The organism is Micromonospora sp. CA-249363, assembly GCF_050950185.1.
Lineage (GTDB): Bacteria > Actinomycetota > Actinomycetes > Mycobacteriales > Micromonosporaceae > Micromonospora.
Map to the genome: position 1 here is coordinate 587072 of NZ_CP192020.1, position 26702 is coordinate 613773.

The 26702-nt window shown below is 72.2% G+C and carries 25 protein-coding genes; 11 read left to right on the plus strand and 14 right to left on the minus strand.

Features of this window, described 5'->3' with window-relative positions:
* Window positions 1-19: 19 nt before the first annotated feature.
* Window positions 20-1492, plus strand: a complete 1473-nt coding sequence (locus ACQPZK_RS02805) for an alpha/beta hydrolase (protein ID WP_433536786.1) — start codon at window positions 20-22, stop codon at window positions 1490-1492.
* A 20-nt stretch (window positions 1493-1512) separates the two neighbouring features.
* Here the strand turns inward: ACQPZK_RS02805 and ACQPZK_RS02810 are convergent, their stop codons facing one another.
* The 11 genes from ACQPZK_RS02810 to ACQPZK_RS02860 all read right to left on the minus strand — a co-directional run bounded on the left by ACQPZK_RS02810 (window position 1513) and on the right by ACQPZK_RS02860 (window position 12534).
* Window positions 1513-2766, minus strand: coding sequence for an RNA polymerase sigma factor (locus tag ACQPZK_RS02810; RefSeq protein ID WP_433536787.1), 1254 nt, complete (start codon window positions 2764-2766; stop codon window positions 1513-1515).
* Window positions 2763-3119, minus strand: a complete 357-nt coding sequence (locus tag ACQPZK_RS02815; protein WP_433539090.1) for a YciI family protein — start codon at window positions 3117-3119, stop codon at window positions 2763-2765. The genes ACQPZK_RS02810 and ACQPZK_RS02815 overlap by 4 nt, the downstream gene beginning before the upstream one ends.
* Before the next feature lie 147 nt (window positions 3120-3266).
* A complete protein-coding gene (locus ACQPZK_RS02820; RefSeq protein WP_433536788.1) occupies window positions 3267-4514 on the minus strand; it encodes a DUF2786 domain-containing protein in 1248 nt (415 codons plus the stop codon).
* 162 nt (window positions 4515-4676) lie between these two features.
* Window positions 4677-4955, minus strand: coding sequence for a hypothetical protein (locus ACQPZK_RS02825; RefSeq protein ID WP_433536789.1), 279 nt, complete (start codon window positions 4953-4955; stop codon window positions 4677-4679).
* Between the two features lie 13 nt (window positions 4956-4968).
* Complete coding sequence (locus tag ACQPZK_RS02830; RefSeq protein WP_433536790.1) at window positions 4969-6048, minus strand: hypothetical protein; 1080 nt, start codon at window positions 6046-6048, stop codon at window positions 4969-4971.
* Window positions 6032-6373, minus strand: a complete 342-nt coding sequence (locus ACQPZK_RS02835; protein WP_433536791.1) for a hypothetical protein — start codon at window positions 6371-6373, stop codon at window positions 6032-6034. The genes ACQPZK_RS02830 and ACQPZK_RS02835 overlap by 17 nt, the downstream gene beginning before the upstream one ends.
* 3 nt (window positions 6374-6376) lie before the next feature.
* Complete coding sequence (locus tag ACQPZK_RS02840; protein ID WP_433536792.1) at window positions 6377-6823, minus strand: YbaB/EbfC family nucleoid-associated protein; 447 nt, start codon at window positions 6821-6823, stop codon at window positions 6377-6379.
* A 90-nt stretch (window positions 6824-6913) separates the two neighbouring features.
* On the minus strand, window positions 6914-8017 hold the full coding sequence (locus tag ACQPZK_RS02845) for a CaiB/BaiF CoA transferase family protein (RefSeq protein WP_433536793.1): 1104 nt from the start codon (window positions 8015-8017) through the stop codon (window positions 6914-6916).
* Entirely contained in the window at window positions 8014-10155 is a 2142-nt protein-coding gene (locus ACQPZK_RS02850; protein WP_433536794.1) for a 3-hydroxyacyl-CoA dehydrogenase NAD-binding domain-containing protein, read from the minus strand. Before ACQPZK_RS02850 ends, ACQPZK_RS02845 begins: the two co-directional genes overlap by 4 nt.
* A gap of 14 nt (window positions 10156-10169) precedes the next feature.
* Window positions 10170-11384: an acetyl-CoA C-acetyltransferase gene (locus tag ACQPZK_RS02855; RefSeq protein ID WP_433536795.1), complete on the minus strand. Its 1215-nt coding sequence runs from the start codon at window positions 11382-11384 to the stop codon at window positions 10170-10172.
* The gene (locus ACQPZK_RS02860; protein ID WP_433536796.1) at window positions 11374-12534 is read right to left on the minus strand and encodes an acyl-CoA dehydrogenase family protein; all 1161 of its coding nucleotides are present in this window, start codon (window positions 12532-12534) and stop codon (window positions 11374-11376) included. Before ACQPZK_RS02860 ends, ACQPZK_RS02855 begins: the two co-directional genes overlap by 11 nt.
* Before the next feature lie 157 nt (window positions 12535-12691).
* On the opposite strand from ACQPZK_RS02860, the gene ACQPZK_RS02865 reads away from it, so the two are divergent.
* Window positions 12692-12994, plus strand: coding sequence for a hypothetical protein (locus ACQPZK_RS02865; protein ID WP_433536797.1), 303 nt, complete (start codon window positions 12692-12694; stop codon window positions 12992-12994).
* A 115-nt stretch (window positions 12995-13109) separates the two neighbouring features.
* Here the strand turns inward: ACQPZK_RS02865 and ACQPZK_RS02870 are convergent, their stop codons facing one another.
* The gene (locus ACQPZK_RS02870; protein ID WP_433536798.1) at window positions 13110-13328 is read right to left on the minus strand and encodes a helix-turn-helix transcriptional regulator; all 219 of its coding nucleotides are present in this window, start codon (window positions 13326-13328) and stop codon (window positions 13110-13112) included.
* 155 nt (window positions 13329-13483) lie between these two features.
* On the opposite strand from ACQPZK_RS02870, the gene ACQPZK_RS02875 reads away from it, so the two are divergent.
* Window positions 13484-13735 carry a hypothetical protein gene (locus ACQPZK_RS02875; RefSeq protein ID WP_433536799.1) on the plus strand — a complete coding sequence of 84 codons (252 nt, stop codon included), beginning with the start codon at window positions 13484-13486 and terminating at the stop codon, window positions 13733-13735.
* Between the two features lie 146 nt (window positions 13736-13881).
* Here ACQPZK_RS02875 and ACQPZK_RS02880 read toward each other — a convergent pair whose 3' ends face one another.
* Window positions 13882-15036, minus strand: a complete 1155-nt coding sequence (locus ACQPZK_RS02880; protein ID WP_433536800.1) for a peptidoglycan recognition protein family protein — start codon at window positions 15034-15036, stop codon at window positions 13882-13884.
* Window positions 15037-15263: 227 nt separating this feature from the next.
* Between ACQPZK_RS02880 and ACQPZK_RS02885 the strand changes: the two genes are divergently transcribed.
* A complete protein-coding gene (locus ACQPZK_RS02885) occupies window positions 15264-15917 on the plus strand; it encodes a TetR/AcrR family transcriptional regulator (RefSeq protein ID WP_433536801.1) in 654 nt (217 codons plus the stop codon).
* Window positions 15918-16071: 154 nt separating this feature from the next.
* On the opposite strand, the gene ACQPZK_RS02890 is transcribed toward ACQPZK_RS02885, so the two are convergent.
* A complete protein-coding gene (locus tag ACQPZK_RS02890; RefSeq protein WP_433536802.1) occupies window positions 16072-16956 on the minus strand; it encodes a zf-HC2 domain-containing protein in 885 nt (294 codons plus the stop codon).
* A 72-nt stretch (window positions 16957-17028) separates the two neighbouring features.
* Here ACQPZK_RS02890 and ACQPZK_RS02895 point away from each other — a divergent pair, with 72 nt between their 5' ends.
* The 7 genes from ACQPZK_RS02895 to ACQPZK_RS02925 all read left to right on the plus strand — a co-directional run bounded on the left by ACQPZK_RS02895 (window position 17029) and on the right by ACQPZK_RS02925 (window position 26621).
* Window positions 17029-18069 (plus strand): TRM11 family SAM-dependent methyltransferase, encoded by a 1041-nt coding sequence (locus ACQPZK_RS02895; RefSeq protein ID WP_433536803.1) that lies wholly within the window; start codon window positions 17029-17031, stop codon window positions 18067-18069.
* 408 nt (window positions 18070-18477) lie between these two features.
* Window positions 18478-18567: a K(+)-transporting ATPase subunit F gene (kdpF, locus tag ACQPZK_RS02900; protein ID WP_036390805.1), complete on the plus strand. Its 90-nt coding sequence runs from the start codon at window positions 18478-18480 to the stop codon at window positions 18565-18567.
* On the plus strand, window positions 18567-20222 hold the full coding sequence (gene kdpA / locus ACQPZK_RS02905) for a potassium-transporting ATPase subunit KdpA (protein WP_433536804.1): 1656 nt from the start codon (window positions 18567-18569) through the stop codon (window positions 20220-20222). The genes kdpF and kdpA overlap by 1 nt, the downstream gene beginning before the upstream one ends.
* A 20-nt stretch (window positions 20223-20242) precedes the next feature.
* Window positions 20243-22438 (plus strand): potassium-transporting ATPase subunit KdpB, encoded by a 2196-nt coding sequence (gene kdpB, locus ACQPZK_RS02910; RefSeq protein WP_433536805.1) that lies wholly within the window; start codon window positions 20243-20245, stop codon window positions 22436-22438.
* Complete coding sequence (locus ACQPZK_RS02915; protein WP_433536806.1) at window positions 22438-23319, plus strand: potassium-transporting ATPase subunit C; 882 nt, start codon at window positions 22438-22440, stop codon at window positions 23317-23319. The genes kdpB and ACQPZK_RS02915 overlap by 1 nt, the downstream gene beginning before the upstream one ends.
* 72 nt (window positions 23320-23391) lie before the next feature.
* The gene (locus ACQPZK_RS02920) at window positions 23392-25944 is read left to right on the plus strand and encodes a DUF4118 domain-containing protein (protein WP_433536807.1); all 2553 of its coding nucleotides are present in this window, start codon (window positions 23392-23394) and stop codon (window positions 25942-25944) included.
* Window positions 25941-26621: a response regulator gene (locus ACQPZK_RS02925; protein WP_433536808.1), complete on the plus strand. Its 681-nt coding sequence runs from the start codon at window positions 25941-25943 to the stop codon at window positions 26619-26621. Before ACQPZK_RS02920 ends, ACQPZK_RS02925 begins: the two co-directional genes overlap by 4 nt.
* The last annotated feature ends 81 nt before the right edge of the window (window positions 26622-26702 follow it).

Genomic DNA, 26702 nt, shown 5'->3' on the forward strand with positions numbered 1-26702 from the left:
GAGGAGAGGACAGCACTCCATGCTGCGCGTACGCAAATCCGGAGTCGGCTGGGCGGTGGCTCTGGCCCTCACGGCCGCCGGCCTGACCCCGGCGAGCCCGGCCGCCGCCCGACCCGTCATCGACTGGCACCCCTGCGCCGAGGACGCCCCCGACGAGGAGCCGCCCGTCGCGGAGGCCCCGCCCGAGTGCGGCAGCCTGTCGCTGCCGGTCGACTGGAGCCGACCACGGGGCGAACGCTTCGAGCTGGCGTTGGCCCGCCGCGTCGCCACCGACCCGACCGCACGGCAGGGCACCCTGTTCTTCGGCCCCGGCGGGCCGGGCGACAGCGGCGTCGACCGGGTGGTGAACGGGAGCTCGCGGTTCAGCGCCGACCTGCGCCGCCGGTTCGACATCGTCAGTTTCGACCCGCGCGGCACCGGCGGCAGCCATCCGGTGCGCTGCTCCCGCGACCTGCTCGGCCGGCAACCCCAGGTGATCGCCGACCAGGCACAGTTCGACGCCACGCTGGCCACGAACGCGCTGCTACGCGCCGACTGCCGGGCCCGTACGGGCGCGCTCTACGACCACGTGGACACCACGAGCGCCGCCCGGGACCTGGACGCGGTCCGCGCCGCGCTCGGCGAGCGGCAGCTCACCTTCCACGGCAGCTCGTACGGCACCCTGCTGGGCGAGCGGTACGCCGAGCTGTTCCCCGACCGGGTGCGGGCCATGGTGCTGGAGGCCGCGATGGACCACAGCCTCGACACCCGTGCCTTCCTCGACACCCAGGCCGTCACCGCCGAGGACGCGTTCGACGAGTTCCTCGACTGGTGTGCCCGGTCCGCCGACTGCGTGCTGCACGGTCGGGACGTACGGGCGATCTGGGCCGGGCTGCACGCCCGGGCCGAGCGCGGAACGCTGACCGACCCGGACCGGGCCGGCGCCCCGCTCGTCCCCTTCGAGCTGAGCCGCCTCGCCCACAAGAAGCTCTACGACACGTGGCGGTGGCCCGGGCTCGCGGAGTGGATCGGCAAGCTGGAGGGCGGCGCGGCGACGCCGGGCATCACCACGCTGGCAGAGGACGCGGTGGCCCCGTACCCCTTCGGGGTCTTCTGCCAGGACTGGAGCCTGCCGGTCCGCGACTACCGCGAGTACGACGCGCATCTGCGTCGCAGCGCCCGGCTCGCGCCCGACCTGCGCTACCCGCCGGCGCTGTTCGCCCTGGTCACCTGCCTGGGCACCCCCACCGTCGCCAACCCGCAGCACCGGCTGCGGGTACGCACCGACGTGCCGCTGCTGATCGCCGCCACCGTGCACGACCCGGCGAGCGGCTACGTCTGGGCCCGTGCGGTGGCCCGACAGTTGGGTCGGCACGGGGTGCTGCTGACCTATCGGGGCTGGGGGCACGGCAGCTACACCACGAGCCCGTGCGTCGGGCGGATCGTCGACTCGTACCTGCTCGACGGGGTCGTGCCGGCGCGGGGCACGAGCTGTCCGGCGGTCGACGTCTGACCTGGCCGGCGGCGCGGCGCTCAGTGCCGCGCCGCCAGCCGGGCGGCGCGCAGCTCCAGGTACCGCTGCTCGGGCAGGCTCGTCGTGCCGCGCGCCGCCACCAGGTACGCCTCCCGCGCGGCGGCCGGCTGATCATCCAGCTCCAGCAGGTGCGCCCGGACGGCCGCCAGCCGGTGGTGCCCGGCCGTACGCTCGTCGGCGTCCAACGGGGTGAGCAGGGCGAGCCCGGCGCGGGGCCCGTCCACCATGGCCACTGCGACCGCCTGGTTGAGCGTGACCAGCGGATTCGGTGCGATCCGCCCCAGCAGCCGGTAGAGCGCGACGATCTGCCGCCAGTCCGTCTCCGCCGCCGTCGTCGCCTCCGCGTGCACGGCGGCGATGGCGGCCTGGAGCTGGTACGGGCCGGGAGGCGACCAGGTCAACGCCTCGGTGATCAGCACGATCCCCTCGGCGATGGCGGCGGCGTCCCAGCGGGAACGGTCCTGCTCCGCCAGCGGCACCAGCTCACCGTCCGGGCCCACCCGGGCCGCCCGGTGCGCGTCGGTGAGCAGCATCAGCGCCAGCAGCCCGGTGACCTCGCCGTCGTCGGGCAGCAGCCCGTGCAGGACGCGGCCGAGTCGGATCGCCTCGGCGGTCAGCTCGGCCCGGTGCAGATCCGGCCCGCTCGACGCCGTGTACCCCTCATTGAAGATCAGGTAGAGCACCCGCAGCACCGTCCGCAGCCGCTCCTCCCGCTCGGCCGGTCCGGGCATGGCGAACCGCGCGCCGGCCGCCTCGATCCGCTGCTTGGCCCGCCGGATGCGCTGGCTCATGGTCGCCTCCGGCACCAGGTGCGCCCGGGCGATCTGAGCGGTGCTGAGACCGCCCACCGCGCGCAGCGTGAGCGCCACCTGCGCCGACCCGGCCAGCGCCGGATGACAGCAGAGGAACAGCAGGGTCAGGGTGTCGTCCGCGTCCGGCACCGCCGGCTCGGCGTCGGCCGGAGGCGCCGTCTGGGCGTACGCCGGCTCGCGCAGCGCCACCGCGACCTCGCGCTGGCGGCGGGCGCTCTCGCTGCGCCACTCGTCGGTGAGTCGGCGGGTCGCCACGGTGAGCAGCCAGGCACGAGGGTTGTCCGGTACGCCCTGCCCGGGCCACTGCGTCGCGGCGGCGAGCAGCGCCTCCTGGACCGCGTCCTCGCACCTGTCGAACTGGCCGTGCCGGCGGACCAGCAGGCCGAGGACCTGCGGCGCGAGCGTGCGCAGCAGGTCCTCGACCGTCCGGTCGTCGGTCACATCTCCGTCCCGGCCTCGTCCATGATCGGGCGGACCTCCATCGCGCCGCCGAAGCGCACGTCCGGCCAGCGGGCGGCGATCTCGGCGGCCCGCTGCGAACTGTCGCAGTCCACGGCCAGGTAGCCGGCGAACTGCTCCTTGCTCTCCATGAACGGCCCGTCGACGATCTCCGGGTGACCACCCGCGAGCCGGACCGTCTGCGTCTGCGACGGGTCGGCCAACGCCTGGCCGCCGATCAGCTCGCCGCTCTCAGTCAGCTCCTTCATGATCTCGTCGACCTCGCCGAACAGGGCGGTACGGTCCTCCTCGGTCAGCTCCTCGGTGAAGCCGGGCCGGTTCCAGATCAGCAACATGTACTTCACAGGGATGCTCCTCGGTTCCTGGTCGCGCCCCGGCTGGGGTGCGGCTCACCGGAGGGTCGGAGCCGCCGGCCCGTTCCCTACCGCCTACCGAAGAAAATCGCAGAAACTTCTGACGGTGGCGTTCCCACGCCGGGCGGATCAGGGGCGGCCCGGCACCTGACGGGGTCGCCGGGCGTCGCCGACGTCCAGGGACGCCCGGTCGGCGGCCGAGGTGCCGGACGACCAGCCCTCGGCGTCGCGCACGCTGAGCCGGTGCCGGGTCACGCCGGGGAACAGCGTCTCCAGCCGCTCGCGGACCGCCTCACCCCGCTGGGCGAGCACCGGCAGCAGCCGATCCGCCCCGGCCTCCGTCTGACCCGCCGCCTCCGTCGCCGCGTCGGTGGCCGCGCGCAGACGCTCACCGATTCGCAGCGCGAACGCGTTGAGGAAGGACTCGTCCCACACCTTCGTCCGGCGGCCCGAACCCGGTCGACGCTCGGCGCGCCCGCGCAGCATCGCGGCCGTCGCCTGCACCAGCAGCGACGTGTAGAGCAGCTCCACCGCGACGAGATCCGCCGGCCACCCCAGCACGGTGGTGAAACCCAGGTCGTCGGACCAGACCGCCTCGCACCGGTTCGCCGCCGCCACCTCCTGCACCAGCAGCGCCTTCGCCCCCGCGTACGGATTCTCGACACCCAGGCGCACCCCGCTCGGCTGGTCGCCGCCCCGCTCCGCGCCGGCGGCCAGCAGCGCCTCGTCGATGCTGTGCCGGGCGATCAGCTCCTGCGCCTTGGCGGTCAACGCCTCCGCCTCGGCCGGGAAGGTGGTCGACTCCGCCTTGGCCAGCAGCGCGCGTACCCGGTCCAGCATGGGCGAGCCAGTGCGGGTCGTACCGGCGACGCGGGGAAGCGCAGTCCCGGTCGAACCCGGCGGCGGGCGCAGCACCGCGATCGGGGGCAGGCTCTCCACCAGCGCGAGGACGTCGACCGCCGCGCGTAGCGCGTCGATCCGGTCCAGCCCCTCCGCGGCGGTCCAGGCCGCCAGCACCTCCGGCCCAGCGTCCCGGTCCTGGGCGGCGAGCGCGCGGAGCTGGTCGTCCCACCAGTCGGGGACCGGTTCGGCCTGCTCGCGTCGCTGCGCGGCCAGCGCCGCGCGGGCCAGCCGGGCCGCGCCGGCATCGAGCCGACGCCTGACGATCCGGTGTACGTCGACCGGCTGCCAACCGCGCGGCCAGAGCCGTGCGAGGCCGCGAACCAGCCGCCGTGCCAGGGCGGCGTCCACCGCCGTCGCGCCGTCCGCCGTCCCGGTGCCGACCATCAGCCGGTCGAGCTGCCGTTCGGCCTGTCGTACGTCGCTGCCGCGCACCGCCGCCAGCGCGTCGGCGACAAGTTCGTCCGCGTCCGGCACCGGCACCCCCTCGGCTCGGGCGGCCCACGATGGCCCACCTCCACCATGATCATGCCGCCCCCCACCGAAGACACCCCAAACGGGGATGTCCGGCCCGCCCGTCCGGCGGTGATCAAGAGGTTCGCGTCACGGCGCGGCCGTTTTCTGACGCGAACCTCTTGATCAACTCTGGGAAGGGCTGGTGGCCAGCGCGGTCGACAGCCGGCGGAAGAAGGCGCGGATGTCGTCCTCGCTGTGATGCGTCTCGGCCTGGTCGTTCAACGGGCCTGCGTAGAGGAGCGCCTGGTCGAGCGCGTCCCGCGTCTCGGCCCGGTCGCCCGGGTAGAGCCCGGCGGCCACCCCGTCGGCGACCCGGGTCACCACCGCGTCGTCGAGCGACCTGTCGAACTGGACCCCGTACAGGATCCCGTTGACGTGGCCCTTCCAACTGTCCGTACCCATGCTCGCTGACTCCCTAGAAGATCCGGCTGCCGTCCCAGCCCAGGATCGGAACCCCGCCCACGCCGTTGCGCTTGAACTCGGCGTCGAGATTGGCCATGTGGCCCACGTCGGGCTGGTAGTGACCACTGCGCGCCGTCGCGTACTGGACCCTACCGTCCTTCACGACCAGCTCGCCCGCCGCGGCGACCGGGTTGCCGTTGCCCAGTGTGGAGTGGTGGAAGTCGCCGACCTTCTGGTAGTTGGACGCGTAGAGGTTGCCGTTGCGGTCCATCACGAAGATCGCCTGGCCGTTGCCACTGAACACGGTCTGCGCGCTCGACGTGTCGAACGGCTCGCCGTTTCGCGCGCTGCGCAGCACACCGTTGCTGTCGAAGAACACCCGGTGCTGTTCGAGTTCTTCCGGGCTGAGCCGGCGTACGGCGGTGGGGAAGTGCCCGCCGGGCAGGTGCTCGTTGCGGTACTTGTCGAGCATCGGCTTGGTGTTGGGGTAGCGCTCGGTGGTGTGCGGGCCGGGTACGCCCCGGCGGCCGGGGCCACCCCGCTTCGCGCCCTTGCGGGTGAAGCGGCGCAGCAGCGTCTTCGCGCGCTTCAACAGCTGCGGAATGATCTCCTTGACGACCTTCTCGATGACCTCTTTGATGACCCGCTGGATCGCCATCCGGGCCACGCCGATCGAGACGGGAATCTGGGCCAGCGAGGCGCCGAAGCTGGCTGCCGCCGCCGCCAACGCGATCGCCACCTGGATCACCAGGATCGTCAACTGGACGATAACGATGATCTTCTGCGTCAGCGTGATGATGGCCATCACCAGCAACGCCATGCCGATCAGCTCGGCCGCCTGGACGCCGTCCTCGATGCGGCGCGGCGCACCCTCCTCGGCCTGCCACGCCTGCTCGAACGCCCGGACGTCGTCGCCGCTGTTGGTCATCCCGACCTGCGCCGCGCCCGCCTGCGCCTCGCCGGCCGCCGTCCGCAGCCGGCCGGCGAACGCGAACCAGAGCTGGGACGCCTCGAACAGCAACTCCTCGTCGGCGGTCGGCCAGGTGAAGCCGACCCAGCCCAGCGCCTCGGCCAGCTCAGGAGGAAGCTGCATACCCACCGGGCAGCTCCATCCTCGTGAAGAGTTCCGCGTTGGCGACGTCGGTCGCCTCGTGCGCGTCGGCGCTGAGGTCCAGGTTCTCCGCGGCCTCGGTCAACTGGTCGGCCATCGACCGGTAGACGTCCAGCGCGTGCATCAGGACCTCGACGTACACGGCCCCGAAGAGCGAACCCGCCTCGTCGGCGCCCCACGGATTACCCGACCCGTTCACCGTCGATTCGAGGCCGCTGACCGCCTCGCCGAGTTGCTGGCCGGTCGCCGCGAGCGACGCCGCTGCGGCGTGCAGGGCGTCGACGTCGACCTCGATCCCATCGGACATGGCTCAGCGACGATCCATCCGACGGGTGGCCGCGTCCAGGTCGCCGATCATCTGCTGGAAGCCACGAAACGCCTCCTCCGAGACGCGTTCGAGCTGCTGGGCCAGGGCGGTGCCGTCGACCTGCGCCCCGGCCGTCACGTCGGCCCGACGCGCACGCTCGTCGGCCTGCGCCGCCTGCACCGCCTCCAGCACGTACTCGGCGATCACGGTCGTGCCGGCCCGGGACAGGCTCGGATCGATCACCAGGCTCCGTAGGGCGCCGAAGGCGGCGACCTCCGCCTCGACGAGACCGTCCCCGCCGGTGCCCCGACCGGTCATCTGCTCGGCCGAGGGCGCGGACCCGTCGGCGTCGTCGGACTGTGCCGCCACAGCGCCCGAGGCCTGGCCGAGCAGGCGCATCGCGTCCTCGAGTGACCGGCTCAGGCCGGACGGATCGATACCACTCGCCATGCTCGTACCCCTCCGGTCGGTGATCCACCGTCGGTGCTCGACCGTACCAACGCGACAGCCGTACGGCTGCCCCGCAGGTCCGCTGTGGATCTACCGCCAGGAGGTCAGGATCTCCTCGACCGGCGACACGTCCCGCTCCGGCACGGGCGGGCCCGTCGGCGTACGGTCGAAGCGCGGCGCCGGTGCCGGTTGCACCTCGCCCCCCACCTCGACGAACGTCCCCCGGGCCGCGTTGTGCGGGTGCCGGTGCGCGTCGCCGGGGGCGAGCACCGGGGCCACACAGGCGTCCCGATCGGCGAAGACCGCCGTCCACTCGTCCCGCGTCCGCTCGGCGAACCGTTCGGTGAACCGCCGCCGCAGCTCGTCCCAGCCGCTCGGGTCGTACTGCTGGGGCAGGTCCGCGTCGGCGAGGCCGAGCCCCGTCAGCAGCTCGCCGTAGAAGGCCGGTTCCAGCGCCCCGACGGCCATGAAGCCACCGTCTGCGGTGGCGTACGTGTCGTAGAAGGGTGCGCCTCCGTCGAGCAGGTTCCGCCCACGCGGGGCCGCCCACAGACCGGTGCCGAGCAACCCGTGCAGGAACGACGTGAGCAGCGCCGAACCGTCCACCATGGCCGCGTCGACGACCTGACCGAGGCCGGAGCGCTCCCGTTCGAGCAGCGCGGCCAGCACGCCGACGGCCAGGAGCATGCCGCCACCGGCGAAGTCACCGATCAGATTCAGCGGCGCGTGTGGGCGCTCACCCGCTCGGCCCAGCGGTTCCAGCGCCCCGGCGACCGCGATGTAGTCGATGTCGTGGCCGGCCCGGGCGGCCAGCGGGCCGTCCTGACCCCAGCCGGTCATCCGCGCGTACACCAGGCGCGGGTTGCGGTCCCGGCAGACGTCCGGGCCGAAGCCGAGCCGCTCGGCGACCCCCGGCCGGTACGCCTCGACCAGCACGTCCGCCCGCTCGACGAGGCGCAGCAGGTCGGCAACACCGGCCGGGGACTTCAGGTCCAGCGCGGTGACCCGCCGGCCGCGCTGCAACGGCCCGCCGCTCGGCGCGGCCAGTCGACCGGCGCCCGGGCCGCCCGGTCGGTCGACGCGCACCACGTCCGCCCCGAGGTCGGCGAGCACCATGCAGCCGAAGGGCGCCGGAGCGAGACTGGCCAGCTCGACCACCCGCACCCCGGCCAGCGGGCCGCCTGCCCCGCTCACGCGACGCCGACCGGTGCGGCGAGACGGTCGACCAGGTCACCGGGGGGCGTGAACCGGTCGCCGTACCGTCCGGCCAACTCGGTGGCCCGCGCCGCGAAGCCGGCGGGCCCGCCCGTGTACTGGCGGACGTATCGGATCACGCCACCCGTCCAGGCGGGGAAGCCGATGCCGAAGATCGAGCCGATGTTGGCGTCGGTCTCGGTACGCAGCACCCCCTCGTCGAGACAGCGCAGCGCGTCCAACGCCTCGGCGAAGAGCATCCGCTCCTGAAGGTCGGTGAACGGCACCGCCCGGCCCGCGTCGGTGGTCAGGTCGGCCAGGCCGGTCCACAACCGACCCCGGTGGCCGTTCTCGTAGGCGTAGAAACCGCGCCCGCCGGCCCGGCCGGGCCGGTCGTACGCGTCGACCAGCTCGTCGACGAGGCGGTGCGCCGGCAGCGGTCGGTACTCCGCGCTGGCGGCCTCGAACTGGCGGCGGATCCGCTGGATCAGGGTGAGGCTCACCTCGTCGGCCAGCGCCAGCGGCCCGGTCGGATACCCGGCCTGAAGGGCGGCCTGCTCCACCGACGCGGCGGGGACACCCTCGGCGACCATGCCGACCGCCTCGTCGATGAACCGGCCGATGACCCGGCTGGTGAAGAAGCCGCGGCCGTCGTTGACGACGATCGGGGTCTTTCCGATCCGCCGGCCCAGGTCGAACGCCCGCGCCAACGCCACGTCCCCGGTCTGCTCGCCGACGACGATCTCCAGCAGCGGCATGCGGTCCACCGGCGAGAAGAAGTGCATGCCGATGAAGTCGGCCGGCCGGTCCACTCCCTGCGCCAAGCCGGTGATCGGCAGCGTGGAGGTGTTGGTGGCCAGCAGCGCGTCCGGCGCGAGCACCGGCAGCACCTCGGCGAACACCTTTCTCTTCAGGGCCGGGTCCTCGAAGACCGCCTCGATGACGGCGTCGCAGCCGGCCAGCGCGTCCACCTGGTCCGTGGTCGTGATGCGGTCGAGCACCGCGCGGGCGTCCGCCTCGGTGGCGCGACCCTTGCGGACCCGGCGGGCCAGCAGCCGTTCGACGTGCTCCCGGGCCCGGCCGGCGGCCTCCGGCGAGACGTCCCGCACGACCACGTCCAGCCCTGCGTCGGCGCAGGCGTACGCGATGCCCGCGCCCATCATCCCGGCGCCGAGCACCGCCACCCGTCGCACCGGCGGAACGTCCACGGACGGCCGCGCCGCGCCGCCGTTGACGGCCTTCAGGTCGAAGAAGAACGCACCGATCATGTTCTTGGCGACCTGGCCGGTGAGCAGGCCGATGAGGTGCCGGGTCTCCACGGTCAGCGCGGTGTCCAGGTCGACCTGCGCGCCCTCGACGGCGGTGGCCAGGATCGCCTCCGGCGCGGGCAGCCGTGCGCCCTTGAGTTGCTTGCGCAGCGTGGCCGGAAACGCGGGTAGCTGCGCGGCGAGGGAGCGACTGGCCGGGGTGCCACCCGGCATCCGGTAGTCCGGCCGGTCCCACGGCTGTGTCGGGTGCGGGTTCCCGGCGATCCAGGCGCGGGCCCGATCCAGCATCTCCGCCTCGGTGGCGACCACCTCGTCGACGATTCCGGCGGTCAGGGCGTCGGCCGGGCGCATCCGCCGGCCGGTGAGCAGCACCGTGGTCAACGCCGTGGCCAGGCCGAGCATCCGTACCGTCCGGGTGACCCCGCCGGCCCCGGGCAGCAGGCCCAGGGTCACCTCGGGCAGCCCGAGCCGGCTGCCGGGTGTGTCCAGCGCGATCCGGTGGTGGCAGGCGAGCGCGATCTCCAGACCGCCGCCGAGCGCGGAGCCGTTGACCGCCGCGACGACCGGCCGGCCCAGCGTCTCCAACCGTCGCAGGTCCCGCTTGATGGTGCCGAGCAGTTCGGCCAGCGCGGGCGCGTCCTCGCGGGTCGCCCGGACCATCTCGGGCAGGTCGCCACCGGCGAAGAACGTCGACTTCGCGCTGGTCACGATGACCCCGACAAGGTCGGGCTCGGCCTCCAACCGATCGAGCGCCGCGCTCATCGAGGACGCGTACGCCCGATTCATGGTGTTGGCGGACTGGTCGGGGTCGTCAAGTGTGAGCGTGACGATGCCGTCGGCGGCGCGGTCGTACCGGATGGTGTCGGTCATGGTCGTCCTCCCGGTCAGCAGCGCTCGATCACGGTGGCGACGCCCATGCCGCCGCCGATGCACAGGGTCACCACGGCGCGGCGCAGGTCGCGGCGTTCCAACTCGTCCAACGCCGTACCGAGCAGCATCGCCCCGGTCGCGCCGAGTGGGTGGCCGAGGGCGATCGCGCCACCGTTGACGTTCACCCGGTCCGGGTCGAGTCCCAGGTCGCGGACGTACTTGAGGACCACCGCCGCGAACGCCTCGTTGATCTCGAACAGGTCGATGTCGTCGAGGGTCAGCCCGGCGGCGGCGAGCGCCTTGTGGGTGGCCGGGATCGGACCGGTCAACATCAACGTCGGGTCGGCCCCGCTGACCGCCGCGCCGGCGATCCGGGCACGCGGGGTGAGGCCGAGGTCGCGGCCGACCCGCTCGGAGCCGACGAGTACCAGCGCCGCGCCGTCCACGATGCCGGACGAGTTGCCCGCGTGGTGGACGTGCTCGATGGCCTCCAACCAGTGGAACTTCTGCAAGGCGACCGCGTCGAAGCCGGCAGCCTCCCCGATGGTGGCGAACGACGGGGTGAGCCGGGCCAGCGCCTCCCGCGTGGTGTCCGGGCGAGGGTGCTCGTCGACGGTGAGGATGTCCAGCCCGTTGCCGTCGCGGACCGGCACCACCGAACGCGCGAAGTGCCCTCCCGCCCACGCCTTGGCGGCCCGCTCCTGCGACCGCACCGCGTAACCGTCCACGTCGTCACGGGTGAAGCCCTCGATCGTGGCGATCAGGTCGGCGCTGACGCCCTGCGGCACGAACGACGTGGCCAGCGCGGTCTGCGGATCGGTCGCCCAGGCCGCGCCGTCGGAACCCATCGGCACCCGGGACATCGACTCCACCCCGCCGGCCAGCAACAGGTGCTCCCACCCGGAGCGGACCCGTGCGGCGGCCGAGTTGACCGCCTCCAACCCGGAGGCGCAGAACCGGTTGAGCTGCACCCCGCCCACGTGGTCGGGCAGCCCGGCCAGCAGAGCGGCGGCCCGCGCCAGGTCGCCGCCCTGCTCGCCGATCGGCGTGACGATGCCCAGCAGCAGGTCCTCCAACCGGGCGACGTCCAGGCCGGGATTGCGCTCGCGCAACGCCTCGATCAGGTCGACGACCAGCGAGATCGGCTTGACCCCGTGCAGCGCGCCGGTGTCCCGGCCGCGTCCGCGCGGGGTGCGGACCGCGTCATAGACGTACGCCTCAGAGGGCACGGGCGATCAGCTCCTTCATGATCTCGTTGGTGCCGCCGTAGATCTTTTGCACCCGGGCGTCGGCGTACATGCGGGCGATCGGATACTCGGTCGTGTAGCCGTAGCCGCCGAAGATCTGGAGGCACCGGTCCACGACCTCGCACTGCCCGTCGGTGAGCCACGACTTCGCCATCGCCGCCGTCGCCACGTCCAGGTCGCCACGGGTGTGCCGGACGACGCAGTCGTCCAGGAAGACCCGACTGACCCGGGTACGGGTGGCGCACTCCGCGAGCACCATCCGGGTGTTCTGGTGACCCATCAGCGGCTTGCCGAAGGCGGTGCGCTCCTTGGCGTACGCGACGGTCAGCGCGACCGCCCGTTCCATGGCCGCCACCGCGCCGACTCCGATGACCAGGCGCTCCTGCGGAAGCTGCTGCATCATCTGGACGAAGCCCAGCCCTTCGACGCCACCGAGCAGGTTGGCCGCCGGCACCCGGAACTCGTCGAAGAACAGTTCGGCCGTGTCGTTGGCGTGTAGCCCGATCTTGGAGAGCAGCCGGCCGCGCCGGAAGCCCTCGGGATCGCCGCCCACCTCGCAGACGAGCAGCGAGATGCCGGCCGCCCGCTGCTCCGGGTCCGTCTTGACCGCCACGATGACCAGGTCCGCCAGACCACCGTTGGTGATGAACGTCTTCGCACCGCTGACCAGGTAATCGTCGGCGTCGCGGACCGCCCGCGTGCGCATCGCCTGAAGGTCCGAGCCGCCGTCCGGCTCGGTCATCGCGATCGCACCCACCAGCTCACCGCTGCACAGGCCGGGCAGCCACCGTCGCTTCTGCTCCTCGCTGCCGTACGCCACGAGGTAGCCGGTGACGATCCCACTGTGTACGGCGAGCCCGAGGCTGCCCTCCCCGGCGTACGCCTGCTCGTGCAGCACGACGGCCTCGTGGGTGAAGTCGCCGCCCCCGCCGCCGTACTCCTGCGGGACGGACAGGCCGAGCAGCCCCAGCTCACCGGCCCGCCGGTAGTGCTCGCGGTCCGGGTGCCCCTGTGTCGACAGGCGTTCGGTGTGCGGCAGCACCTCCTTGATGAAGAAGGTGCGGGCCAGTTCGGCGAGGTCGTCGTGTTCCGGTTGGCGCCAGGGCGAGGGGGAGCCGTCGGGCGTGGACATGTGCATCACCCTCGCGCGCTGTTGGCGGCATGTCAATAAGCCCGCGACGCCTTGATCGACTCCTGTTCCGTGAAGTCTGGCCATCCGCCCGAGCGGGACACCCCGCCTTGCAGGAAATCGAGTCGATCAAATAGGCCGACTGGGTGACGATCGTGCCGTGAGAGCAACGCCGCCGGCCCTACTCGACGGAGCCCGGGTCACGCTGTTCGCCAGCCTCGCGCCGGGGCAGTTGCCTACCGGCGCGACGCGGCACTCCGTCAGCAACTTCGCGGAGGTCGTCGCCCATCTCGCGATCGCCCGCTACGACAAGGCCGACGCGGAGTTCTACCTCTTCTGCTGCGCGGACGACTGGCAGGTCGTGGCAGACACCTGTCATCCCACGGAGGCGGAAGCTGTCGCTCAAGCGGTGTTCGAGTTCGGAGACGTGACGTTCACCCGGCTGGTGGCGGAGGGCTGCTGAGCCCGCCCGCGGACGTCCGCAGAGCGTGATCCACTCCGGATCGGCGCTGTGGCGGTATTCAGGCGATCGGATACGCCCAGCTCGGCGATCTCGTGTGGATCACGCCGGACCGGTGCTACTCGGCCTCGTCGCCCTCGGTGGGGCGCGGCGGGCGGTGCTCGGCGATCCACGCCTCGACATCAGCCCGCAGCCAGACCTTCATGCCGCGAAGCTCCTGGTAGGGCTTCGGGAAGCTCGGCCGCATGGCGATCTGCTGAAACCTGCTCCGGGACACGTTGAGCCGCTGACCGATCTCATACGGCCCCATCAGCTCGCCCGGCCCCTTGTCGCCCACACCTGGACACTAGGCACGTTCGCGTATCCCCGATCAGCCCTCCCCGAAAGGGGGTCTCCATATTGACAGGGGCATTCGATCGGGCGAGAGTGGTCGTCAGAGGTGGCCTGCGGCGGATGGGCCGCGTGGGTGCGGTGCAGTGAGAGGTGGGCTTGATGGATCAGGCGACGGAGTTGGCGTGGTTGCGGGAGCGGGTCGGGGGACTGGAGACGGCGTTGCACCGCGCGCGGCGGGAGCTGTTCGACCTGCGGTGTCGGCTGGCGTTGATCGGCCGGGTGGTGCAGGACGTCGACCGGGTGCAGCGCGCCCCGGGAGTCGCCGTCGGGGCGATCAACGCGGCGCTCTACTCCCAGACGTCCAACCTGCGGCACCTCGGCCGACGCCTGGTCCGCCGCCGGCTCCGGTGATCACTTGATGCTGACCAGTGGCCGGGAACGCCCGCCGAACTGGTGAGCATCAAGTGATCAGTGCCCTGAAGGTGCGCACGCCCCACCGCCTCCGCCGGGCGTCGGGGGAGACGGAATCGAGACGGAGACGGTGGGGCGCGGGTCTCCTAGCGCGGGTGCTTCGGCGGGGCCGGGAACTGCCGCAGCAGCACCGCCACCTCCTGGCGGAGCGCGCCGAGGTAGGGGTGGAAGGCGTCGCCGGGGCACTCGGTCGGGTCGGCCCCGATGGTGGCCCAGTCGCGGTGGCCGGAGATGACGTCGACCTTGCCACTCGCCCCGCTGACCGGGTTGACGTAGTCGGTCCGGCCGCCGGGGGCGAGCCTTCCCGCAGCGGCGAGGCCCGCCAGGACGAACACCAACGAGCGGTGCGCGGCGGCGCTGGGCTGCTGGGACGTGAACCGGCCCAGCAGGCAGATGCCGATGTTGCCCGCGTTGTAGCCACCGACGTGTGCCGCGTTGACCATGAGCGGCCGACCGTCGCTGCCGAGGCCGGGACCGTACACCGGCAGGGGACCCGGGTCGGAGTAGCGGCCCTCGTAGACCCGTCCCGCCTCGTCGATCAGCAGGTGGTAGCCGATGTCGCCGAACTCCTGAAGGACGCACTGGTCGTAGTAGATGGCCCGGACCGTCGCGGCCGGGTCCGGGTCCTCGTTGTGCTCGTACACGCCGCTGTGGTGGACCGTCAGAGTCTGTACCGGAAAGAACTCGGCGGGCCACAGTTCGCTGCCGTCCTCGGCGAAGCGCAGCGACTCGTCGGCGCCCCACCGGGACCGGGACAGGTACGTCGGCTGGCGGCCACCCCGTGCAGCGGGAAGGCCGTTCGTCTGCGGGTTGACGACCGTCCGTCGGGGCCCGTCGACCATGTTCAGCTCGGAGACGGTGGCGTCAGAGCCGTCGGCGGTCTGCACCTCGTACGCGGTCGCGCCGTTGGCGACCACGACGTTGGAGCGTGCCGCTGCCGTACCGCCGTCGCGGCCGTTCTGGCACGCGTTCAGTTCGAGCCAGTCGCTCCAGCCCTTGCCGGTGCGCAGGCGCACCGCTGCCGAGGGGCCGCCGTGCCGGATGGACAGGTGGGTCAGCGGGATGGCCGGCGAGGTCACCACCGTCCTGCTCATCAGGCGACCGCGCGGGGCGGCCAGCGGCGACGTCACCTCGGTAGAGGTGGACGGCGCTGCTGTCGCGGACCCGGCGAACGTGCCGGCGGCCGACAGGCCCACCGCCGCGCCGGCCGCGCCGTAGAGGACTCGACGTCGAGAAACCACGGTTGTGCTCCCTTGCGTGATGCGCCAGGTGTCAGCCGGCATGCCGGCCGTCCGCCCGCGCCGTGGTGCCCTGGCCGGCCCTCGGGGCACACCGCCAGGATGGGGCCCGAAAGATGCTAAAGCGGCACTCTGGACGATTGGTTTATTACCAGTGAATAGCCGCGCCAGCTGATTACTCCTGGTAATCAGCGGCGGTCGACCTGGCGGGTGCCGCTAGGGTCGGGCAGATGAGTGTCGAGACCGCTCCTCGCCGCCGCCGGTTGGAGCCGGACGCCCGGCGCGGCCAGATCCTGGCCTGTGCGGTCCGGCTGTTCGGCGAGCGGCCGTACGGGGACGTGTCGACCACCGACGTGGCCCGGGAGGCGGGCGTCGCGCGGGGGCTGGTCAACCACTACTTCGGTACGAAGAAGGACCTCTACCTGGAGGTCGTCCGGGTCATGGTGACGATTCCGGAGGTCGCCCTCGAACGGCTGCCCAAGGGTGATCTGCGGACCCGGGTCGACGCCAGCGTGTCGTGGTTCCTCGACGTGGTGTCCCGGCACAGCACGTCCTGGTTGGCGGCGGTCACCGCGCGGGGGATGGGCGGCGACGCCGACGTGGAGCGTGTGCTCGCCGAGGCCGAGGAGGTCGCCGCGGACCGCATGCTCGTCGCCGTCGGCCTGGCCGGCGAGGCGGAGCACCGCGAGGAGCTGCGCGGGATGGTCCGGGCGTACGGGGGACTGGCCACGTCGACGGCCCGGGAGTGGCTCCAGCGCGGCGCGTTGACCCGCACCCAGGTCCACCTGCTGCTCACCACCACGCTGCTGACCATCGTGGAGCAGGTCATCCCGCAGGTCATCGCCGCCGAGGCGCCGGCGCGCCCGGTCGAACCCCGCGCCTAGTCACCCGCCCCGCAGCGGGCCCCGGGCGACGCCCGATAGCGGAGCATGCCTCCCGGGCGACGCCGACAGCGGAGCACGCCTTCCGGGTGACGCCCGACAGCGGAGCACGCCCCCGGGCGGACAGCCGGCAGCGGAGCGGGCGGCCCGGCCCGGCTCAGGCGGCCCGGCGGTCGCCGGCCCGATCGGCACGCGTGGCCCGACCGGTCCGCGCTGCCGGCGCGGTGTGCCGGTCGGCGGCCTGCGCGGGATAAGCCCCCGCGTTGACCACACGCAGCGGCCGCTCGCCCTCGTCGGTGCCGAAACGCCAGCGCGACGGCGTCGGCTGCCGTTGCGGTGCCGGCCCGCCGGGACGCAGCCCGGGGCGGGACAGCAGCACGGTGATCAGGTAACCGACCACCAGGAAGCCGTGGCTGACCAGTCGTTCCCCGCTCACCGAACCGGTGGCCAGGTCGTTGACCGAGAGCAGCAGCAGCGTGCCGACGAAGGCGCTGAGCATCGGCAGCAGGCCCGACGGAGGGCTCCGGCGTACCGCCACGAAGAGGAAGCCGGCCCCGACCGCCACGTTCCAGGCGGCCGACTCGTGCCACAGGTGCTGGCCGGAGGCGTGCAGGTGCTCCGCAGTCGCTCCCCGCCCCACCTGGGCCAGGCCGAGCACCAGTTGGACCGCGCCGAGCAGCCCGAGCGCCGCGCGCAGCCCGACGACCAGTGCGCCACGTCCGGGCAGGTGAGGCCGCCACCGCGACCGGCGGGCCGGCGCCCCGGCGTCGGCAGCCGCCCCGGCGTCGGCAGCCGCCCCGGCAGCGGCAGCCGCCCCGGCAGCGGCAGCGCCGCCGATGGCGGCCAGGATCGCGTCGGTCCGGTCGGGGACATCGGTGACCAATCGGGTACGAACGCGCCGCGTCACCGCCGCCGCGGTCACGAACCAGGCTCGGCACGTGGCGCACTCGTCCAGGTGCCCCTGCGCCGCCGCCCGTTCGGCGGCGGTCTCCTCCCCGTCCAGCTGCGCGGACAGGATCTCCCGCCACTGCTCACACCCCATGTGTGGGTAGTCGGTCCGTGCGTCGCTCCGGTTCCCGGCGGTCGTCACCCGTTGTGAAATACTCGCCCGATCATGACGCGCTACGGCCTGCTGATCCTGCCCGCCACCAACCGGGTGTACGCCCGATCCGCCATCGACCTCACCCGGGCCGAGCTGGAGATCTTCGGCCGGTCGGCGCTCGACGGCCGGATCGGCGAGCTGGACACCGAGGTCGTCGGCGGCGCGACGTACGTCACGTTCGCGGGGGACGGGCTGACCGAGCGGGACCTGGCCGTCCTGGGCAATCTCTCCGCCGGGTACGCATTGTTCGAGATCGTCGGTGACCTGCTGCGCCCGGTCGAGTGGAGCCGGCTGGACCGCTACGACGACGACCTGCTCACCATCCAGAAGTACGCGGGCAAGACCAACGAGCAGTTCACCAAGTTGCTGCTCAACGTCACCCTGCTCGCGTCGGACCGGGCCGGCGAGCTGACCGACCGCCGGTTCCGGGTGCTCGATCCGCTCTGCGGTCGGGGCACCACCCTCAACCAGGCGCTGATGTACGGCTTCGACGCGGCGGGTATCGAGCGCGACCAGAAGGACGTCGAGGCGTACCGGGCGTTCGTCACCACCTGGCTGAAGCAGAAGCGCGTGAAGCACCGGGTGCTGGAATCGGGCCCGGTGCGGCGCGAGCGCAAGGTGGTCGGCCGGCGGGTACGCATCGAGCTGGCCCCGACCCGCGAGGAGCACAAGGCCGGCCGCACGCAGTTGCTGGACGTGGTCAATGCCGACACCACCCGCGCGGGCGAGTTCTTCCGGCCGGAGACGATCGATCTGGTGGTGGCCGACGCCCCGTACGGCGTACAGCACGGCAGTCGTACCGCCGATCAGGGTTTGTCGCGCGACCCGCTGGCGCTGCTCGCGGACGCCGCGCCGGTCTGGGCGCGGTTGCTGCGGCCCGGCGGCGCGCTCGGGATCTCGTGGAACACCCACGTCGCGAGCCGCGACGACGCGGCGGCGGCGCTGGCCGACGCCGGCCTGACCGTGGTCGACGACGAGCCCTACCGCGCGTTGCGGCACCGGGTCGACCAGTCGATCATGCGCGACGTGCTGGTGGCCCGCCGCCCGGCCTGACCGGCCCCTCCGGCCCTGGCTGGGTCACCCCCACCACCCCCTTCGGCTCCTTTGCTCTGCCTCAACCGAGGCAACAGTGTCGGTGCCTCACTGTCGCCTCGGTTGAAGCAGAGCAAAGGACGGACACTGCCTGCCCGCCCCCCCGGCCGCCGCGCCGCTGTGCCGCATTTCACCTGATCAGGTGCGGCTGTGAAAACCGCGTCAAGAAATGGTTCGCCGCCGTCATGGTCGCGTTATGGGCCCTGCCGTCTGACGCGCACCTGGGCTTTGCTTGCCCGGCGCGACCGGAAGGCGGTCGCGACGAACCTTTCCGGTAAGAGGAGTCAGCGTGTCTGACGTGGTGTTCGTGGTCCTCACGGTGGCGCTGTTCGCAGTGCTCGCCCTGGTGGTCCGGGCGGTGGAGAAGCTGTGAACGCGGTCAACGCCGTCGGTCTGGTGCTCGCGATCGTCCTGGGCGCGTTCCTGGTGTTCGCCCTGCTGTTCCCGGAGCGCTTCTGATGACCATGACAACAGCGGGCGTCATCTTCGTGCTGACGCTGGTGGCGGCCCTGGTGGCCGTCTACAAGCCGTTCGGCGACTACATGTTCCGGGCCGTCTCCGGGACGAAGCAGTCGCGGATCGAGCGGGGGATCTACCGCCTGGTCGGGGTCAACCCGGCCGCCGAGCAGACCTGGGGCGTGTACGCCCGCAGCGTGCTCGCGTTCTCGGCCGTTTCGATCCTGTTTTTGTACCTGTTCCAGCGGGTGCAGAACCACCTGTGGCTGTCGCTGGGCTTCGATCCGGTGACGCCGCACGGCGCGTGGAACACAGCCGTGTCGTTCGTGACGAACACGAACTGGCAGTCGTACTCGGGTGAGTCGACCATGGGCCACCTCGTGCAGATGGCCGGTCTGGCCGTGCAGAACTTCGTCTCGGCGGCGGTCGGCATCGCGGTGGCGGTCGCGCTGGTGCGCGGCTTCGCCCGCAGCCGCACCGGGCAGCTCGGCAACTTCTGGGTCGACCTGACCCGCATCGTGCTGCGGATCCTGGTGCCCATCGCGGTGCTCGGGGCCATCGTGCTGATGATCGGCGGGGTGGTGCAGAACCTCTCCGCGGGCACCGACGTGAGCACGCTGACCGGCGGCAGCCAGACGATCACCGGTGGCCCGGTCGCCAGCCAGGAAGTGATCAAGGAGCTGGGCACCAACGGTGGCGGCTTCTACAACGTCAACAGCGCCCACCCGTTCGAGAACCCCACCACGTGGACGAACTGGCTGGAGATCTTCCTGCTCCTGCTGATCCCGTTCAGCCTGCCCCGGGTCTTCGGCCGGATGGTCGGGCAGAACCGGCAGGGCTACGCCATCGCCGCGGTGATGGGCATCCTCGCCTTCCTCAGCGTCGCCATCACCAACGTCTTCGAACTGGCCGGCCACGGCACGGTGCCGCAGGCGGTCGGCGCGGCGTTGGAGGGCAAGGAGGTGCGGTTCGACGTCTCGAACTCGGCCACCTTCGCCGCCGCGACCACGCTCACCTCGACCGGTGCGGTGAACTCGTTCCACGACTCGTTCACCTCGCTCGGCGGCATGATGACGATGGTCAACATGATGCTCGGCGAGGTCGCGCCGGGCGGCGTCGGCTCGGGTCTCTACGGCCTGCTGATCCTCGCGGTGATCACGGTCTTCGTGGCCGGTCTGATGGTGGGCCGCACCCCCGAGTACCTGGGCAAGAAGATCGGGTCGCGGGAGATCAAGTTCGCCTCGCTCTACTTCCTGATCACGCCGATCCTGGTGCTCGTCGGTACGGCCGCGGCGTTCGCCACCGGCAACAACTCGACAGCGCTCAACGTCGGCCCGCACGGCCTCTCCGAGGTGCTGTACGCGTTCACCTCGGCCAGCAACAACAACGGCTCCGCCTTCGGCGGCATCACGGTCAACACCACCTGGTGGGACACCGCGCTCGCGTTGTGCATGCTGCTGGGCCGGTTCCTGCCGCTGATCTTCGTGCTCGCGCTGGCCGGCTCGCTGGCCCGCCAGGCACCCACCCCCGCGTCCGAGGGCACCCTGCCGACCCACCGACCCCTGTTCATCGGGATGGTCGTCGGCGTCACGGTGGTCCTGGTCGCGCTGACCTTCCTGCCCGCGCTCGCGCTCGGTCCGCTGGCAGAGGGGCTCTGACCATCATGAGGAACGAGGACATGTCCATCACGTCCGCCCCGACAGAGCAGCTTCCCGGCAGCCCGGCAACACAGGGCAACCGGATCGGCGGGGGACTGCTCGACCCCAAGCAGCTCGTCCGGTCCCTGCCGGACGCCGTCCGCAAGCTCAACCCGGCGACCCTGTGGCGCAACCCGGTGATGCTGATCGTGGAGGTCGGCGCGGCCTTCACCACCGTCCTGGCGGTGGCCGACCCGTCGGTGTTCGCCTGGGCGATCACCGCCTGGCTGTGGTTGACCGTGGTCTTCGCCAACCTGGCCGAGGCGGTCGCCGAGGGCCGCGGCAAGGCCCAGGCCGCGACCCTGCGGCAGGCCAAGAAGGACACCATCGCCACCCGGCTGGTCGACTGGAAGCCCGGCGCGCGGGCCAACACCTACCGCGACGAGGCGGTGCCCGCGCCGGAGCTGCGCCAGGGCGACATCGTCCTGGTCGAGGCCGGCGGGATCATCCCGGGCGACGGCGACATCGTCGAGGGCATCGCCAGCGTCGACGAGTCGGCCATCACCGGTGAGTCGGCCCCGGTCATCCGCGAGTCCGGCGGCGACCGCAGCGCGGTCACCGGAGGCACCAAGGTGCTCTCCGACCGGATCATCGTGAAGATCACCCAGAAGCCGGGGGAGAGCTTCATCGACCGCATGATCGCCCTGGTCGAGGGTGCCAACCGGCAGAAGACGCCGAACGAGATCGCGCTGAACATCCTGCTCGCCGCGCTCACGGTCATCTTCCTGCTGGCCGTGGTCACGCTTCAGCCCCTCGCGATCTTCTCCAAGGCGTACCAGGCCGCCGCGCCGGACAGCGGGGCGATCAACGGTTCCGGCGTGACCGGCGTCGTGCTGGTCTCGCTGCTGGTCTGCCTCATCCCCACCACCATCGGCGCGCTGCTGTCGGCCATCGGCATCGCCGGCATGGACCGGCTCGTCCAGCGCAACGTGCTGGCCATGAGCGGTCGGGCCGTCGAGGCGGCCGGCGACGTCAACACCCTGCTGCTGGACAAGACCGGCACCATCACGCTGGGCAACCGGCAGGCCGCCGAGTTCGTCCCGGTCGAGGGGGTCGACGCCGCGACCGTGGCCGACGCCGCGCAGCTCTCCAGCCTGGCCGACGAGACCCCGGAGGGGCGCTCGGTGGTCGTGCTGGCGAAGAACGAGTTCGGGCTGCGTGAGCGTGAGCCCGGCGTCATGCCGCACGCCACCTTCGTACCGTTCACCGCGCAGACCCGGATGAGCGGCGTCGACCTGACCCCGGACGCCAGCGTCGACGGCGGCGCGTCGGGCACCGGCCGTCGGGTCCGCAAGGGTGCCGCCGCAGCGGTGATGAAGTGGGTACGGGAGAACGGCGGTCACCCGACCGAGCAGGTCGGCGAGATCGTGGACGCCATCAGCGGCACCGGCGGCACCCCGCTCGTCGTCGCCGAGCACGTCGACGGTGAGCCGGCCCGCGCACTCGGCGTCATCCACCTCAAGGACGTGGTCAAGTCCGGCATGCGCGAGCGGTTCGACGAGATGCGTCGGATGGGCATCCGGACCGTGATGATCACCGGCGACAACCCGCGTACCGCGAAGGCGATCGCCGACGAGGCCGGGGTGGACGACTTCCTGGCCGAGGCGACGCCGGAGGACAAGCTCGCGCTGATCAAGCGGGAGCAGGAGGGTGGCCGGCTGGTCGCGATGACCGGTGACGGCACCAACGACGCGCCGGCGCTCGCCCAGGCCGACGTCGGGGTGGCGATGAACACCGGCACGTCGGCCGCCAAGGAGGCCGGCAACATGGTCGACCTCGACTCCGACCCGACCAAGCTGATCGAGATCGTGGAGATCGGCAAGCAGTTGCTGATCACCCGAGGGGCATTGACCACGTTCAGCATCGCCAACGACATCGCGAAGTACTTCGCGATCATCCCGGCCATGTTCGCCGGCCTCTACCCGAGCCTGGACGCGCTGAACATCATGCGGCTGGCCAGCCCGGAGTCGGCGATCCTGTCCGCCGTCATCTTCAACGCCCTGGTGATCATCGCGCTGATCCCGCTCGCCCTGCGCGGCGTGCGGTACCGGCCGGCCGCCGCGTCGAAGCTGCTCAGCCGCAACCTTCTGCTGTACGGCCTGGGCGGCATCATCGTGCCGTTCATCGGGATCAAGCTCATCGACCTGCTCATCCAGTTCGTCCCGGGGATTTCGTGATGCGTCTACCCACCTGGATCGCCCAACACCTCGCCGCGCTGCGCGCCCTGCTCGTCTTCACGGTGCTGCTCGGCCTGGTCTACCCGCTGGCCCTGGTCGCCCTCGGTCAGCTACCCGGCCTCCACCACAAGGCCGACGGCTCGCTGGTCACCGTGGGCGGCGCGACCGTCGGCAGCTCCCTGATCGGCCAGTCGTTCACCGATGCGGACGGCAACCCCGTCGCCCGCTACTTCCAGTCCCGCCCGTCGGCCGCCGGCGACGGCTACGACCCGACCTCAACCTCGGCCAGCAACCTCGGCCCGGAGAGCGTCGTCGACACCATCGCCACCGACCCGGAGGAGTCCAGCGAGAGCCTGCTCACCCAGGTCTGCGCGCGCAGCAAGGCCGTCGGGGAGCTGAACGGCGTCGACGGCCGGCGGCCCTACTGCACCGACGACGGCGTGGGCGCCGTGCTCGCCGTCTTCCGCGCCGACGGGCTGACCGGCAAGGTCACCCGGGTGGTAAGCGTCAACCAGGTCGCCCCGGCGACGCCGTTCGTTGCCGCGTACCAGGGGGTGCCGGTGGAGCTGGCCAAGCCCGGCGAGGACTACGTCGCGGCCGGCGGGGTGGTCACCCCGATCCGCGGCGACGCGCCGGCCGACCCGGCCGTGCCCGCCGACGCGGTCACCGCCAGCGCCAGCGGCCTCGACCCGCAGATCAGCCCGGCGTACGCCGAGTTGCAGGTCAACCGGGTCGCGCGGGAGCGTGGCGCGGACCCGGCGGCGGTCCGCGAGCTCATCGAGGAGCACACCGACGGGCGTGGGCTCGGGTTCATGGGTGAGCCCGGCGTCAACGTGCTGGAACTCAACCTCGCCCTCGACAAGCGGTTCGCCGCGCGCTGAGCACATCGCGGGCGGGGCCGTGCCGACCGGGCGCGGCCCCGCCCGCCACTTTGACCAGGGAGGATGGTTCCCGTGCCACGCGGAGAACTACGCATCTACCTCGGGGCCGCTCCCGGCGTCGGCAAGACGTACGCCATGTTGGAGGAGGCCCAGCGGCGTGCCGCGCGCGGCACCGACGTGGTCATCGGCTTCGTGGAGACGCACGGCCGGCAGCACACCGCCGCGATGATCGGCGACCTGGAGCAGGTGCCCCGCCGCACGATGACCTACCGGGGCGTCGAGTTCACCGAGATGGACGTGGACGCGGTGCTGGCCCGCCGGCCGGAGATCGCGGTCGTCGACGAGCTGGCCCACAGCAACGTGCCCGGCTCGCGGCACGACAAGCGCTGGCAGGACGTCCAGGAGCTGCTGGACGCGGGGATCGACGTGCTGTCCACGGTCAACGTGCAGCACCTGGAGTCGGTCAACGACGTCGTCGCGCAGATCACCGGCACCACCCAGCGGGAGACCGTGCCGGACGAGATCGTCCGCGCCGCCGAGCAGGTCGAGCTGGTCGACATGACCCCCGAGGCGCTGCGGCGGCGGATGGCGCACGGCAACATCTACCGTCCCGACAAGATCGACGCCGCGCTGGGCAACTACTTCCGGGTCGGCAACCTCACCGCGCTGCGCGAACTGGCGCTGCTCTGGCTGGCCGACAAGGTCGACGAGCAGCTCGACAGGTACCGCAGCCAGCAGGGCATCGACGCCACCTGGGAGGCCCGCGAACGGGTCGTGGTGGCGCTGACCGGCGGCCCGGAGGGCGAGACGTTGATCCGCCGGGCCGCCCGGGTCGCGGCCCGCAGCAAGGGCGCCGATCTGCTCGCCGTGCACGTGGCCCGCAGCGACGGTCTGGCCGGCGCCGACCCGGCCCAGCTGGCCCGCCAGCGGGTGCTGGTGGAGAGTCTGGGCGGCACGTACCACCAGGTGCTCGGCAGCGACGTGCCGGCCGCGCTGCTCGACTTCGCCCAGGGCGTGAACGCCACCCAACTGGTGCTCGGGGCCAGCCGGCGGGGCCGCTTCGCGCAGATCTTCGCCCGGGGCGTCGGGGTGACCACCACCGCGTTGTCCGGCTCGATCGACGTCCACCTGGTCACCCACAAGCAGGCCGGCAAGGGCCGCCGGGCGGCAGCGGTGCCGGCGGCGCTGTCGCGACGTCGCCGGCTGCTCGGCTTCGGCCTGGCGGTGCTCGGCATGCCGCTGCTGACCCTGCTGCTGAAGACCCTGCCCGATCTGACCCTGACCAACGACATCCTGCTGTTCCTCGCCGGGGTGGTCGGGGTCGCGCTGGTCGGCGGGGTGTGGCCGGCGCTGGTCGCCGCGCTCGGCGGGTCGCTGCTGCTCAACTGGTTCTTCACCCCGCCGTACCGGACGCTGACCATCGCCGAGGCCGACAACCTGCTCGCCCTCGCCGTCTTCGTCGCGGTGGCGCTCGCGGTGAGCTGGATCGTCGACGTGGCCGCCCGGCGGACCCGCGAGGCCGCGCGGGCCGCCGCCGACGCGCATACCCTCGCTGCCGTCGCTGGTGGGGTGCTGCGCGGCGAACGCCCGCTGCCCGCCCTGCTCGACCAACTCCGCGAGACCTTCGGGCTGCGCGCGGTGAGCCTGCTGGAGCTGGCCGAGGAGGCGAGCGGCCGCCCCCAGCGGGCCCGCGAGGAGCACGCCTGGTGCGTCGTGGCCAGCGTCGGTGAGCAGCCGGCCTGCACGCCCGACGACGGCGAGACGGCGGTACCCGTCGACGAGCGGATCACCGTCGTGCTCAGCGGGCGGCGGTTGGAGGCCGCCGACCGGCGGATCGTCGAGGCGTTCGCCGCCCAGGCCGCCGTCGCGCTCCGCCAGGAACGGCTCGCCGAGGAGGCCGCCACCGCGCGGCCCCTCGCCGAGGCCGACCGGATGCGCACCGCGCTGCTCGCGGCGGTCAGCCACGACCTGCGTACGCCCCTGGCGTCGGCGAAGGCGGCGGTGACCAGCCTGCGCAGCCACGACATCGAGTTCGACGAGGCCGACCGCGAGGAGCTGCTGGAGACCGCCGAGGAATCGCTGGACCGTCTCGCCCGGCTGGTCGCCAACCTGCTGGACATGAGCCGCCTCCAGGCCGGCGCCCTGGGCATCACGGCGACCACGATCGGCCTGGAGGACGCCGTACCCCTGGCCCTGGACGAACTTGGCCCGGTGGCCGCGACCGTCGCCACGGACATCCCGGCCGACCTGCCGGCGGCCACCGCCGACCCGGGCCTGCTGGAACGGGTGCTGGTCAACGTCATCGCCAACGCGCTGCGCTACAGCCCACCGGACCAGCCGCCCACGATCACCGCCAGCGCGCACGCCGGTCAGGTGGAGCTGCGGGTCATCGATCGTGGGCCCGGCATCCCGGAAGACAAGTGGGAGCACGTCTTCCTGCCGTTCCAGCGTCTCGGTGACCGGGACAACCAGACCGGCGTCGGCCTCGGGCTCGCCCTGTCCCGGGGACTGGCCGAGGCCATGGGTGGCAGCATCACCCCGGAGACCACCCCCGGCGGTGGGCTCACCATGGTGCTGCGGTTGCCCGCCGCCGCCCAGACCAGCCCGGAGGAGCCGCAGGAATGACGCGCATCCTGGTCGTCGACGACGAACCGCAGATCCTGCGGGCCCTGCGGATCAACCTGCGCGCCCGCCGGTACGAAGTGGACGTCGCCGCGACCGGGACCGCCGCGTTGAAGGCCGCCGCCAGTCACCCGCCCGACCTGGTGGTCCTCGACCTCGGCCTGCCCGACATCGACGGCGTGGAGGTGATCCGCGGTCTGCGCGGCTGGACCGCCGTGCCGATCATCGTGCTCTCCGGCCGGGCCGGCAGCGAGGACAAGGTCGCCGCCCTCGACGCGGGCGCGGACGACTACGTCACGAAGCCGTTCGGGGTGGAGGAGTTGCTGGCCCGCATCCGCGCGGTGACCCGGCGGCTCGGCGCGCCCAGCGAGGCCGTGCCCGCGCTGCGGATCGGCCGGCACACCGTCGACCTGGCCGACCACCGCGTGTGGCGCGACGACGACACCGAGGTCAAGCTGACCCCCACGCAGTGGAGCGTGCTGGAGAAGCTGCTGCGCCACCCGGGCAAGCTGGTCAGCCAACGCCAGCTCCTGCAGGAGGTGTGGGGGCCGGAGTACCAGAACGAGACCAACTACCTGCGGCAGTACCTGGCCCAGCTCCGGCGCAAGTTGGAGGACGACCCGGCCCGTCCCCGCCACCTCATCACCGAGCCGGGCATGGGCTACCGCTACCGCCCCTGACCGTTGACACCCAGCGGTAGAGATTGAAGAATTTCGTACCGCAGCGGCAGCGGCGTGCTTCTGTAACCGTCCCCTCCGGTT